Genomic DNA, 12,904 nt, shown 5'->3' with positions numbered 1-12,904 from the left:
TCTCCTCTTTATTAATCAAGATGTTTTGGTCCAATTCAGACGGCTGATTGCCTTTTGACAAAGCGTATCAAGGCCGAAGCCGATAACGCCGATCACCACGACGGTGGCAGATAAGCGGTCATATTCGAGAGTGTCGCGTGCATCGTTGATGGCGTAGCCAAGGCCCGATGTGACGCCAAGATACTCTGCGGGCACTAGCACTACCCAAGCGACTCCAAGTGCAAGACGTATGCCGGTCAGGATATCGGTCGCCACTGCGGGCAGTATAACGGTGGTCAGCATATGAGTTCGGCTTGCGCCCAGATTTCGGGCCACCTTGATCCACGCGGGGTCAATGCGGCGCACGCCAGCAGCAGTCGCAAACAAAATCGGCCAGATGGCCGCAACCATGATCAAAAAAATGATTGCTGCGTCCCATGTGGCAAAGGCCATCACTGCAATGGGCATCCAAGACAAAGGCGAAATCATCCGCAGAAATTGAAACGGAATATTAGTGATCTCGCGCACCTGCTGCACCCGCCCTACCAGAATGCCCATAGGCACGCCGACAACCGCTGCAATTCCCATGCCCAACCCGACGCGGTAGAGCGACGGGCCTGCCATTTCGAAAATTTCACCGCTGGTGATCATCGTCCAAAGTCGCGTCAAGGTGGGCCCCGGCGCGAAACTGGAAAACGCATACATGTTCGGATTGCCCGCAACCGCGCGGCCCCCTAGCCACCACAGGAAGATCAGCAATGCCATGCCAAACGCCCCATTCACCACACCGCGATAGCGAGCTAGTGACGGAAAGGCGCGCGCGCTGCGCGGGATATCCGAAGTCGTGGTCACAGCTTCAGAATTTCTTCGCGAACATACGGATCGCCCGGATTGACCGAAGGATCATTAAGCCAATCTGGGTTTGCTTCCAGCGCGGTTTTCACAAAGTTGTAGTCCACTAGGTCTTCGGTCACGAAATCGCTGTCGAGGCCAGCGAGGAATGTCGTATCGCCGCTCACCACTGTGTCCGACATAGCCTCAACGATCAGCTTGGTTGCGGACGGATATGGCCATGGCTGGAAATCAATCCGCCCATTTTGGAATTCAGCTTGGTTCTGGATCGCACCGCTGTCGATATAGTCGGCATTGTCCTCATAGACTGTCATCGCGCGTGTAACGACGGGAGCTGGGGCGGGCAGATAACCGGCACCGTCCCGAGACAGTAGTTCCGCCACCTCGGCCTTGTTCTGGCTTGCATAGATCGCGCCACGGACCACCGCATTCATGACCTTTTGGGTCCATTCGGGTTTGGAGTTGGTGACCTCTTCGTTCATGCACACAACACAGCACGGGTGGTTTTTCCAAATGTCACCGGTAAAACGTAACATCCGTGCGCCGGCCCGCAACTCGCCCAAAGCATTGAATGGTTCGGCGACAATATAGGCATCGATCTTTTGGGCAGCCAAAGCAGGTGGCATATCTGGCGGTGGCAAAACCTGAAGGTTACATTCATCCGGCGCGAGTTCTTCGTTCTGGTCCTTGATGACGGCTTTAATGCCTGCTTCTCGAAGGGCGTATTGCAGTACGATATTGTGCATGGAGTACCAGAACGGCACGGCCACTTGTTTGCCTCCAAGACCGGAAAAGTCCGTTATGTCCGTATGCCCGCCAACCACGAGCGCGGAGCCGTTGGTGTGCGCCCAAGCCATGATCTTTACTGGAAAGTCGTTGTTGTATCGCATCCAGACAGGGATCGGCTTGAGAAAGTGTACAAGGTTGAATTTGTTTGAGGTAAAGCCCTCAATCAGAGGGGCCCAACCGCGGATCAAGGTGGGTTGTTCCGCCTCCAATCCTTCATCCTCAAAATATCCTTTTGCGTGCGCCACAAGAAGCGGAGTCGCATCCGTGATCGGCAAATACCCTATCCGCACAACATCATCGTCTTGGGCCGCAGCGATGGATGGCAGGCTGCTCGCCAAACCGCCCAACATTGCGGCCAAGCCGCCCGACGCCAGCATATCAAGGGTTTTTCGTTTGTCTTCATCAACGCCATCATGGCCACAGCAGGCGGCATGGAGGTCTAGGTCTTTAGGATCGGTCATGGGACACTCTCTCTTGGGCTAACATTGGGTTTGCATCTGGGAATAGATGCCGTTCAAACGGGCAAGTTCAGCTTGAAAATCAGGGTTGTTGAGGTCGCGCGCCTTTGGTGCCAAACCGACAGGTGTATCGCCAACGATCTTGCCGCTTCCAGATTTCAGGAACACTGCGCGGTCGGCCATCAACGCGGCCTCGGACACATCATGGGTCACGAGAACCATAGTTAGCCCGAGACGTTTCGTGATGGCGCGCACATCTTGCTGCATCGATTGACGGGTGAACATGTCGAGCGCGGAAAACGGCTCGTCCAGCAGTAAGACATCGGGGTTCGGTGCAAGGGACCGCGCTAGGGCAACCCTTTGTTGCTGTCCCCCTGATAGGTCCTGCACATTGCGATCTGAGAAGGCAGACAAATCAACTAGGTCAAGCACCTCGGCGACACGGTCGTCCACACCCTCTTTTTGGCCGCTGTAGCGCAAACCAAGGCCCGCGTTCTCTGCCACCGTCATCCATGGAAAAAGCGATGGCGCCTGAAACATCATCACCCAAGCCGCTGACGGGCCAGTGACGCGTTCATTTCCGATATGCACAACACCTTCGCTAGGTTCAAGCAGCCCGGCAATAATATGCAGCAGCGTCGACTTGCCCGAACCAGAGCGCCCAATCAGGGCTACGACTTCGCCCGCACCTATATTAAGATCAATACCAGAGAGCACTTCGCCATCGCCCACTCGGTAGGTGTGACCGACCGCCGTAATGCGGACCTCCGCTGTAGCAGTAACCGCGACAGCGTCAGTTTGGCTTGGTTCAAGGGGAGTGTGTCGCATCACATTGTTACCAGCTGTTATATCCGAGGTATTTCCCCGACATTTCAACTTTGACCCGATCCCCTTTGGGGTCTTCAACGCGCGTAACTGACATGTCGAAATCAATCGCCGACATGATGCCATCGCCAAATTTCTCTTGGATCAGCGCCTTTAGCGTTGGACCATAAACCCCGACAATCTCATAAAAGCGGTAAATGCACGGATCGGTCGGCACCGCTTGTTCCCAAATTTTGGTCGGGCTTTCGGCCAGCACACTTTCGGCTTCTTGTGGCAAGCCCATAGCCGTAACCATCAGAGCTGCTTTTTCGGCTGGAAACGCGTTCATTCCCATCGCTGCCGAATGCGTCCAGACTGGAGACATCCCGATTTTTTCAGCAATTCCTTCCCATGTCATCCCAGCGGTTTTCTTTGCCGAGAGGATCATCGCGGTGACGTCTTCTTTGGTCATCATGTCGCTCATTTGTGTGGTGTCCTTCTACTTTTGAATCAATTTTAAAGGCCAAGCGCTGTCAGGCTTGGGTGATCATCTGGGCGTGGCCCGGGGGCCTCCCAGTGGACCAGGCGTTGCGCGTCTGAAATGGGCACATCGTTGATCGATGCATGGCGCTGCGCCATGTAGCCGTCCGCATCGAAGGCCCAGTTTTCATTGCCATGGGCGCGAAACCATTGGCCTGCCGCATCATGATATTCATAACAAAACCGCACTGCGATATGCGCATCACCATGAGCCCAAATCTCCTTGATCAATCGATACCCATTTTCAGTGGCCCACTTGCGGGTCAAAAAGGCCTCGACCTCAGCACGCCCGTTCAGGAACTCGGACCGATTGCGCCACTTGGTGTCGGGTGTGTAAGCCATTGCGACTTTGGCGGGATCTCGGCCGTTCCACGCGTTTTCAGCCATACGAACCTTTTGGACCGCATCATCATAGCTGAAAGGAGGGATAGGCTGGCGCGTCATGTCTTGACCGCCTGCAAAATGGGTTGATCGCTGGTCTGAACACTTGTTTTGTCGATGCGAATGGTCTGCGGCGTGTGGGTTCCGCCCGCCTCGCTCGGTTGCCCCGCAAGCTCAGCCGAGCGTTTACCGAGAAATTGCACCAAGTGATTTCGGATCGCGTAGTAATTCGGGCTTTCCACAATCTCGGTACGAACCCGTGGCCTTGGAATGGTGATCTCGACACTTTCGGCCACCCGTGCAAGTGGCCCGTTGGTCATGAGCAAAATGCGGTCCGCTAGTAAGATCGCCTCGTCGATGTCATGGGTGATCATGAAAACGGTCTGGTTCGTCCCGCGCCAAACCTTCAGCAGTTCTTCTTGAATTGTGCCACGCGTTAACGCATCCAGTGCGCCAAAGGGTTCGTCCAGCAACAACAACTTGGGCTCATTGGCAAATGCGCGCGCAATCGAAACCCGCTGACGCATACCGCCAGACAATTGGCTGGGCTTGCGATGGATAGCGTCCTCGGACAAGCCAACCTTCGCCAAAAATGCGATTGAATGATCTTCAACCTGTTGTTTGGTCCAATCCGGAAAGCGCGCAGCCACCCCGAAGGTGACGTTTTTCAGCGCACTTAGCCAGGGCAGCAGGGAGTAGTTCTGGAACACAACCCCACGGTCTAAACTTGGGCCAGAAATCTGGAACCCATCCATTTTAACCACTCCGGACGTCGGCTCTGAAAGCCCCGCGAGAATGTTCATAATTGTCGATTTCCCGCAGCCGGAATGGCCAAGAATACAAACGAATTCACCCTTCTCGATCCCGAAGCTCGCGTTCTCAAAGACGGTGAACTGACCGCCGTTGCCGTCCGGATATTTCTGGGTCAGCCGTTCAATGCTAAGGAATGATTTTGCCATTAACTTACCTATTCAACGAAGGCGACGCGTCGCTGGAGCAGGCCAAAAGCCGCGTCCAGTAACATGCCGACGATGCCGATCATGAGAATTGAAAAAATGACGGACGTGAGGTCGAGGTTGTTCCACTCGTTCCACACATAATATCCAATGCCAGTCCCACCAACGAGCATTTCAGCCGCCACGATCACCAGCCACGCAATGCCAATCGAGATCCGCATGCCCGTGACAATCGTCGGTGCCGCAGCGGGCAAAATGACGGTGAACGCGGTTTTTAATGGGGACAGTTCATGGGTGCGCGCGACGTTAACCCAATCTTCACGGACCCCCGCAACCCCGAATGCTGTGTTGATCAACATCGGCCAGATCGAACAGATGAAGATCACGAAGATCGCCGATGCCTCAGAGTCTTGAATAATAAAAAGCGCCAAAGGCATCCATGCCAGCGGAGAGATGGGTCGCAGAACTTGGATGAACGGGTTCAGCGCCTTATAAGCGACTGATGACATCCCGATCAAAAAGCCGAGCGGAATGGCAATGATCGCCGCCAAGAAATAGCCCGTCAGAACGCGGTAGATCGAATACCCGATCTGGATGCCGATCCCTTTGTCGTTGGGGCCTGCATCATAAAACGGGTTGGACAATTCCTGCCACGCCTTAACCAGAACTTCGCTCGGCGGTGGCACGCCTGCCTTGGCCGTTCCTGCCCCCGTCAACAGCTCGTACTCGGTCAACTCGCCCGCAGCGACCTGCTGGTTGGAAATCGAAAGTTCCCACACCAGCAACCCGACCACGAGCAGAATGACTGACCACAAAGCGGCGCGTTTGTTTTCTGACAAAAGTCCCATTAGTCGGCTTTAATCTCGAAGCTGTCGACGTAAGCCTCAGGCTGATCGGGGTCAAAACTTTTGCCCATAATCATATGAGATTTGTAGTTTTCCGCCGGCGCGTCATAGCCAAGATCGGTCATGACCTTGCGAGCGTCGGACGCGAGATACACCTGTTCTGCGACACCTTTGTAATCCACATCCCCTTCGATATAGCCCCAGCGTTTCATCTGGGTCAAAATCCATACGCCCATGGACTGCCACGGGAACGGATCGAAATCGATGCGATCTGGCACGCGCTGCACCTCGCCCAAACCATCGGCATAGGTCCCTGTCAGAACTTGCTGAATCACGGTCACCGGCTGGTTGAGATAATTTGTCGGAGCAATCGCTTCTGATATCTCGATGCGATTGTCGGGGTTTGACGCATATTGCGTCGCATCGATGATCGATTTGAGCAACGCGCCATAGGTGTTTGGCAATTCAGTTGCAAAAGACAGCGGTGCAGCAAAGGCACAACACGGGTGACCTTCCCAGATCTCTTTCGTCAAAATATGAATGAACCCGATGCCTTCGTACACGGCGCGTTGGTTAAACGGGTCAGGCGACAGATAACCATCGAGGTTACCAGCACGCAGGTTGGCGACCATTTCTGGCGGCGGGACCACGCGGATCTGGATATCAACATCAGGGTCCAGGCCAAATTCGGCCACGTAGTAACGCAACAAAAAGTTGTGCATGGAATATTCAAACGGCACCCCGAAGGTGAAACCTTTCCACTGCGACGGATCACGTTTGTCGAGGTGTTCATTTGCCAACACGATCGCTTGACCATTGATGTTTTCAACAGCTGGCATGATGTATGGCTCTGCCACAGACCCCGCGCCCAGCGTCATCGCCAAAGGCATCGGCGTCAGCATGTGACTGGCGTCATATTCACCGGACAGAGATTTGTCGCGAGCAACCGCCCAACCCGCGGTCTTGATGACCTGAGCGTTCAGACCGTAACGTTCATAAAAGCCCAACGGCTGCGCCATAATGATGGGCGTCGCACAAGTGATTGGCACGAAGCCAATGTTTAGGTCCGTTTTTTCCGGCGGTCCGAGGTTTTCGAGGATGTTGGCTTTGGCTTCGTTCAACGGGAAGACAGACGCGAGCGCAGCGGCAGCCGTCGTGCCGCCGACCATGCCCATAAATGAACGTCGCCCGATATCGCTGTGCCCGAAAACGGAACGAACGATCGCGCTTTCGACCGCCTGTTCAAGCATTTCTTCGCTCGACATCAAAGGCGTTTGCGCCTCGATGCGCGCATTTTTACAAGGCTCACAAGGGCAGCTTTGGCCGTGGCGCAAGTCAGTATCTTTCGAAAACGGATTTCCTAAACTTTTGGTGGTCATGACGGTCCCCTCATCTGATTTGACGTCATCGTGACACGGTAAAACCCGCTCGTTGAGTTCGTTCTACAATCGCCTAGAAATTCCATTGTGTTGAATTTGTTGATTAAAAATTAACACTTCCTCACGGGTTTTCGTAAATTACGAATTCTCGCGTTTGGTTGTTCAGGGCCAAACAGATGAAACTGTCCCTATGCTTCTCGATTCGGACACATCACTTGATCTACGCCACCAGCCGCTGCCTTCAGTCGCCTATGACCTGAGGGCTAAGGTGATTTCTGCGATGAACACAGACGCGGAGCGCTTGTTTCAACGGGACCTAACTGGTCAGCGTTTTGACCGTGTTCTAAAAGCACCGTCTGTGCAGATGGCCGTGTTTCTGGAGGCCGTGCTGCACTTTGGACGCTACATTGATAACGACTTAGAATTTTGCGCCGATGGCGGCCAAGATTTGCAGCTGCAAATCTACGGAACCAAAGTCGGCGAAGATCAGGTTCTTCTGTCATTTCTTGATCTGGACGCCCAAGAACGTCGCACGGAACAAGCGTTGCAGGATGCCCACCAACGTGCAGGCATAACCCAATGGCAGCACATTTATGGCTTCTTTCAGGAAATCGAAGCACAGAACCAATTGATCCTTGATGCCGCTGGTGAAGGTATCTACGGCATTAATGCCGAAGGCAAAGCGACCTTCGTCAATCGCGCTGCGCAAGAAATGCTGGGTTGGAACGCGGAGGAACTGATTGGGCGCGAACTTCACTCGATCATTCATCATCATCATCTGTGCGGGGATAACTTTCCGGCCAACGAATGCCCGATCTACGATTCATTCCGTCACGATAAAACGATCCGCGTTGAAGATGACGCTTTTTGGCGTAAAGACGGTAAGCCGATCTTGGTCGAATACGTCTCGACCCCGATTTACGATCACGGCATGCTCGCTGGTGCGGTTGTGATTTTTCGCGACGTGACGGCCCGTAAAGAAAATGAAAAGAAACTGCGCCAAGCCTTGCAGGAGGTCGAAGCCCTACGCGACCAGCTTGAACAAGAAAACGATTACCTGTTGACGGAAATCCGCTCTGCTCGATCTCCTGCAGGAATAATCGGCGCGTCACCTGCCGCACGTAACCTTGATGCCCAAATCAGGTTGGTCGCAGACACAAACACCAACGTTCTGATATCCGGCGAACCTGGCACAGGCAAAAGCCTCGCCGTAACGGCGATTCACGAAGCAAGTGGCCGCAGCAAACGGCCGCTGGTCCGTGTAAACTGTTCTGATGTGTCGCTGCGTGATCTTGAGGCAGACGTGTTTGGTGCGCGCCGCGGTGCTACGCGGTCCGTTACGCGCGATACGACCGGGAAGCTCACCTTGGCGCACAATGGCACGTTACACCTTGACGAAGTGTCAGACTTGCCCAAAGAATTTCAAGCCAAACTCCGCGCCGCTTTGAATGATGGAATGTATCGCCGGCTCGGAGACGTCTCCGATTTGCCGTTAGACGTTACCGTTGTATCGACAACGACGCGCGACCTTACAGAAGAAGTACAGGCTGGCCGCTTCCGGCAGGATCTTTACTTCGCGCTTAGTGTGTTTCCGATTAGATGTTCACCGCTCAAAGACCGGCCCGAAGACATACCCTACCTTGCAAAGCATTTTCTAGATCGTGCAAATACACGTTTGCGCCTCTCGCCAACTAAATTGACGAAAGGCAACATCAACGCACTTTTGTCCTATAATTGGCCCGGAAACGTCCGTGAACTTGAAAGCGTTATCGAACGAGCCGCTATTCTGTCACAAGGCGGGAAATTGAAATTTGAATTCGAGCCGCAGACGGAAGGAAAAATCGCGACGGACCGCGGCATCCTTACCAACGACGAGCTGCGCCAAATGGAACGCAACAATCTGATAGAATGCCTGCGTCGCTCTTCCGGAAAGGTCTCTGGAAAGAATGGCGCGGCACAACTGCTGAAACTTGCGCCGACGACAGTATACTCAAAGATAAAATCGATGGCTGTCGAGGAGTCCGACTGGGCGAAATGAACGAAAATCGGGCGGCAGCTTTTCCTCAGTATTCCATATTTTTGAAGCCTGATACCGGGGGCACCTCACTCGGCCTTTGCGCCCGTAGAAACCGGCAAATTTAAGCCCTCAATGGTGAAGTTTCGCATCACGAAAACCGTCTGTAAAATCGAGTTAGGAAACTCTGAAGGTTTGAACGCCTTACAATGCTGCGTCAAAACAAGGTCGCAAGGCCTACGGCTGCGCGAACGCCATCGATGAGCTTTACTGAAACGTCGTCACTGTCTTCGATGATATGCACCATACCTGCGCAGCCTAGGACTATACTACTGATGCCATCTTCAAGCGCCGCTGCTCTAATCTCAGCCTTAACCTTCTGCGTCGCGCTTTCGCGATCGTCTTCGAGCGCAAGAACGGGCACGCCACTTGCTCTCACACGCCCTAGGTTTTTTTCCAGCCCATAACGGATAATGTTTTCGGTCAGTACCGGAACTGAAACTTCTAACGTCGTAACAACTGAAAACTTAGGCCCAAATAGCGACGCCAAATGATAGGCTGCCTGACCAATTCCGATGACTGGGCAGCTTGCATGCTCACGCGCAGCATCAAGGCCCGTGTCATCAAAGCAGCCGATAATGATCGCCTTGGCTCCTTCTTTTTCTGCCTGCCTTACTAGTTTGAGCATGGGCGGTATGGCCGCGTACCCGTCTTTCTCACCTTCGATAGCAGGCGGGCCTTCTTTGGATGTCCAACCAACGACGGTTGCATCGGGCGCTGTCTTGCGGGCCGTTTCGACCATCGCATCCGTCATTGAAGCCGTGGAATTGGGATTGATGATGACGATCATCAAATGCCCTTTCCTGCATCAGATCCTTGCCGCGCACGGCGGCGGTTCGCGACCAACGCGACACAAAGGAACACGCCGATGATGATGAGCGAGAAAATAGTCGTCAGTGTTCCCAAGGCATAAAGTACGGGCGATGTGACGTTTGTTGTCATGCCATAAATTTCCAGAGGCAGTGTGTTGTAGCTGCCCGAGGTCAAAAGCGTTCGGGCAAATTCATCATAGCTGAGCGTAAAACCGAACAAAGCAACCCCGATGAGCGACGGCGCAATAATCGGCAGCACCACATGGCGCAAGGTTTGCCATGGAGTCGCACCCAGATCGCGCGCGGCCTCTTCATAGCTTTTGTCGAAGCGGTTGAAGACGGCGAACATGATCAGCAATCCAAAAGGAAGCGTCCATGTCAGTTGAGAACCAAACCCTGACGTCGACCAATGCACGTTTAGGCCCGATTGAGAAAACAGCAGGCCGACGCCTAGCGAGATCAGGATGGAAGGGATCACCAATGAAGTAATGATCAGGTAGAACAGAACGTTTGATCCCGGAAACTTGCGCCGAAACGCCAGCCCACCCATGACAGAGACAACAACCGTGACGACCATGACCATCAGGCCAAGCACAAAGCTGCGCCGGAAACTGCCCCAGATGTCACCCACAGCTTGCTGTTCAAACAAGTCGTAGAACCAGTAAAATGATACGCCTCGCATGGGGAACGTCAGCCCACCTCCCTCACCTTGGAACGACAGAATGCCGATTGTAATCGTTGGCCCGTAAAGGAACAGAATGAAAAGCGCGAAAAAGGCGCTGAGGACGTAGAACGACCGAGGTCGAGGTTCCATCTTAGAGCTCCTTTCGAATGTCGACGAAGCGCAGCAGTATGCCAATTGTGATCAGCACCGTCAGCAACAATACAATCGCGGTCGCTGATGCGCTGGGGTATTGTAGCAAGGCGATATCGTTCGAAATCAGGCGGCCAACGTTCGCCGATTGGGAACCGGACATGAACCGGACCGTAATAAAATCTCCCATCACAAGAGTGACCACAAAGATTGTGCCAATCATGATCCCTGGTTTCGTTAGCGGGATGATGACATTCCAGAGGATTTGAGCGCCATTAGCACCCGCGTCCCGCGCCGCCTCGATTAGGGATTTGTCGATGCGCATCATCGTATTGAAAATTGGGACGACCATGAACAACGTGTAGAGATGTACGAACGCGAGAATAACGGCAAAGTCTGAGAACAAAAGCCACTCGATCGGGTCGTCAATCACGCCCCAAGACATGAGCGTCGAATTGGCAATTCCGTTGCGGCCCAGAAAAGGGATCCACGAAATCATACGGATAATATTGCTTGTCCAAAACGGGATCGTGCAGAGCAAGAACAGCGCGATTTGCCACGTCTGGCTACGGATATGGAACGCCAGATAATAGGCGACTGTGAATCCAATCAGAAGTGTACAGGCCCAAGTGATTACTGCGTATTTGAATGTGTTGAAAAAGACTGTGTAGGTTACGGGCGATCCGAAGAGGAAGGCGTAGTTGTCAAATTCGAACGCGGGAATGATCGAAAACTCAGTGGCCCGCCAGAAGCTGACAATCACGATCAATACAATCGGCAGTACTAGAAAAATTAACAGAACAGCTGCCAAAGGCGACACCATGAGCAGACTCGAAATAGCGGGATTATCGCGTAATTTTTTCATTGGGCATTCTTAAATTGGGAGATGGGTGCGCCACCATGTAGCGCACCCAAAAGTCTTCTTAAGCGGCGATGAATTCATTCCACTTGCGGACCATGTACTGGTTCTCGTCCATGACAGAGTTCCAACAAACCACTGAGCCCATCCGATCAAGGAAGGAACCACCATCGCGAACTTCGCCCGCGCCAGCCAGTTTGTCCCCTGTTGGCGACAGGATGTCGCCTTCGGCAGCCTTGCCTTCGTACCAGAAGCCCCATTCGTCTTCTGACATGAACTCTTTGGACGTTTCAGGAACCGCAGAGTAGTAGCCTTGACGCATCAGGTAACCGCCAACCCAACCGGACAGGTACCAGTTGATGTATTCGTAAGCTGCTTCCAATTCGATGCCAGAAAGTGCAGCGGAAATACCCAAGCCGCCGCCCCATGAACGGTAGCCTTCTTCCAGCGGCTGGTAGACACATGGGATGCCTTGGGATTTGACTGCGGTGATCGCAGGGGACCACATGGATTGAATCACGACTTCACCCGAAGCCATCAGGTTGACCGATTCATCGAACGACTTCCAGAAGGCACGGAACTGGCCATTCTGTTTAGCTTCGGTGAAGATCGCCATTGTCAGGTCGATCTCTTCTTTCGTCATGTTGCCTTTGTCTGGATAAGTGTATTCACCCATGGATTCCACGACCATAGCCATGTCCATGATCCCGATGGACGAGATATCGAGGATTGATGCTTTGCCTTTGAATTCAGGGTTCAGCAGCTCAGACCAGTTGTTAATCGGACGACCAATCAGGTCAGGACGGATGCCTAACGTGTCAGCGTTGTAAATCGTCGGGATCAGGGTCATCCAGCCGGATTCCTCCTGAACGAAATCTGTACCGTTCTGGCCGGATGTGAAACCAACTGTGTGTGGTGCTGTACCCTGCGCGATGGTGCTTTCAGGTGTCAAAAGGCCGCTGCGGAAAGTACCGGCAATCTTATCGTAGTTGTCGATTTTGGTGGTATCCATCGCCTGCAAGTTTCCGGCCGCCCATACTTTCTTACAGATGAAGTATTCGATGTCGGCAATGTCGAAACTGTTCGGCTGCGTGGCTGCGCGCTGTGTGACGCTATCCGTATCAAGCGCAGTCATTTCGAGCGTAAAGCCGAGGTCTTCTTGCACCTTGTTGGCGACGTCATTCAGGTTGGACACACCAGTACCGAATTGGCGCAATGTTACGTCTTTGATATTTTGCGCCCATAGCATCGGCGCACCTAAAGTTGTCGCCCCAGCGGCCACGGCTGTTGAGGCGGCACCTTTCAAAAGCGTTCGGCGGCTCAGGCCGTTTCGTTGAGTGAATTTAGTCATTGGTTTGTCTC

The 12,904-nt window shown here is 53.3% G+C and carries 13 protein-coding genes; 1 reads left to right on the top strand and 12 read right to left on the bottom strand.

Features of this window, described 5'->3' with window-relative positions; all coding sequences use genetic code 11:
- Positions 1-15 precede the first annotated feature (15 nt).
- The 8 genes from L0666_RS17365 to L0666_RS08690 are packed head-to-tail and all read right to left on the bottom strand — an operon-like array spanning position 16 to position 6,983.
- Complete coding sequence (locus L0666_RS17365; RefSeq protein WP_235260498.1) at positions 16-831, bottom strand: ABC transporter permease; 816 nt, start codon at positions 829-831, stop codon at positions 16-18.
- Positions 828-2,081 carry an ABC transporter substrate-binding protein gene (locus L0666_RS08720; protein WP_235260496.1) on the bottom strand — a complete coding sequence of 418 codons (1,254 nt, stop codon included), beginning with the start codon at positions 2,079-2,081 and terminating at the stop codon, positions 828-830. The genes L0666_RS17365 and L0666_RS08720 overlap by 4 nt, the downstream gene beginning before the upstream one ends.
- An 18-nt stretch (positions 2,082-2,099) precedes the next feature.
- Positions 2,100-2,906, bottom strand: coding sequence for an ABC transporter ATP-binding protein (locus tag L0666_RS08715; protein WP_272492164.1), 807 nt, complete (start codon positions 2,904-2,906; stop codon positions 2,100-2,102).
- A gap of 7 nt (positions 2,907-2,913) precedes the next feature.
- On the bottom strand, positions 2,914-3,366 hold the full coding sequence (cynS, locus tag L0666_RS08710) for a cyanase (protein ID WP_235260494.1): 453 nt from the start codon (positions 3,364-3,366) through the stop codon (positions 2,914-2,916).
- Positions 3,367-3,398: 32 nt separating this feature from the next.
- Positions 3,399-3,866, bottom strand: coding sequence for a nuclear transport factor 2 family protein (locus L0666_RS08705; RefSeq protein WP_235260486.1), 468 nt, complete (start codon positions 3,864-3,866; stop codon positions 3,399-3,401).
- On the bottom strand, positions 3,863-4,762 hold the full coding sequence (locus L0666_RS08700) for an ABC transporter ATP-binding protein (RefSeq protein ID WP_235260479.1): 900 nt from the start codon (positions 4,760-4,762) through the stop codon (positions 3,863-3,865). Before L0666_RS08700 ends, L0666_RS08705 begins: the two co-directional genes overlap by 4 nt.
- Before the next feature lie 8 nt (positions 4,763-4,770).
- Positions 4,771-5,607 carry a nitrate ABC transporter permease gene (gene ntrB, locus L0666_RS08695; protein ID WP_235260478.1) on the bottom strand — a complete coding sequence of 279 codons (837 nt, stop codon included), beginning with the start codon at positions 5,605-5,607 and terminating at the stop codon, positions 4,771-4,773.
- The gene (locus L0666_RS08690; protein WP_235260476.1) at positions 5,607-6,983 is read right to left on the bottom strand and encodes a CmpA/NrtA family ABC transporter substrate-binding protein; all 1,377 of its coding nucleotides are present in this window, start codon (positions 6,981-6,983) and stop codon (positions 5,607-5,609) included. Before L0666_RS08690 ends, ntrB begins: the two co-directional genes overlap by 1 nt.
- A gap of 190 nt (positions 6,984-7,173) precedes the next feature.
- On the opposite strand from L0666_RS08690, the gene L0666_RS08685 reads away from it, so the two are divergent.
- Positions 7,174-9,021, top strand: coding sequence for a sigma 54-interacting transcriptional regulator (locus tag L0666_RS08685; RefSeq protein WP_235260474.1), 1,848 nt, complete (start codon positions 7,174-7,176; stop codon positions 9,019-9,021).
- A 193-nt stretch (positions 9,022-9,214) separates the two neighbouring features.
- Here L0666_RS08685 and L0666_RS08680 read toward each other — a convergent pair whose 3' ends face one another.
- The 4 genes from L0666_RS08680 to L0666_RS08665 are packed head-to-tail and all read right to left on the bottom strand — an operon-like array spanning position 9,215 to position 12,893.
- Positions 9,215-9,847, bottom strand: coding sequence for an aspartate/glutamate racemase family protein (locus L0666_RS08680; protein WP_235260469.1), 633 nt, complete (start codon positions 9,845-9,847; stop codon positions 9,215-9,217).
- Positions 9,847-10,683, bottom strand: a complete 837-nt coding sequence (locus L0666_RS08675) for an ABC transporter permease (RefSeq protein WP_235260467.1) — start codon at positions 10,681-10,683, stop codon at positions 9,847-9,849. The genes L0666_RS08680 and L0666_RS08675 overlap by 1 nt, the downstream gene beginning before the upstream one ends.
- A gap of 1 nt (position 10,684) precedes the next feature.
- Positions 10,685-11,548: an ABC transporter permease gene (locus tag L0666_RS08670; RefSeq protein WP_235260465.1), complete on the bottom strand. Its 864-nt coding sequence runs from the start codon at positions 11,546-11,548 to the stop codon at positions 10,685-10,687.
- Positions 11,549-11,606: 58 nt separating this feature from the next.
- Complete coding sequence (locus tag L0666_RS08665; protein WP_235260462.1) at positions 11,607-12,893, bottom strand: ABC transporter substrate-binding protein; 1,287 nt, start codon at positions 12,891-12,893, stop codon at positions 11,607-11,609.
- Positions 12,894-12,904 lie beyond the last annotated feature (11 nt).

The sequence above is a fragment of the Octadecabacter algicola genome, from assembly GCF_021532625.1.
GTDB classification, from domain to species: Bacteria; Pseudomonadota; Alphaproteobacteria; order Rhodobacterales; family Rhodobacteraceae; genus Octadecabacter; species Octadecabacter algicola.
This window is presented reverse-complemented; position numbering and strand designations above follow the sequence as displayed.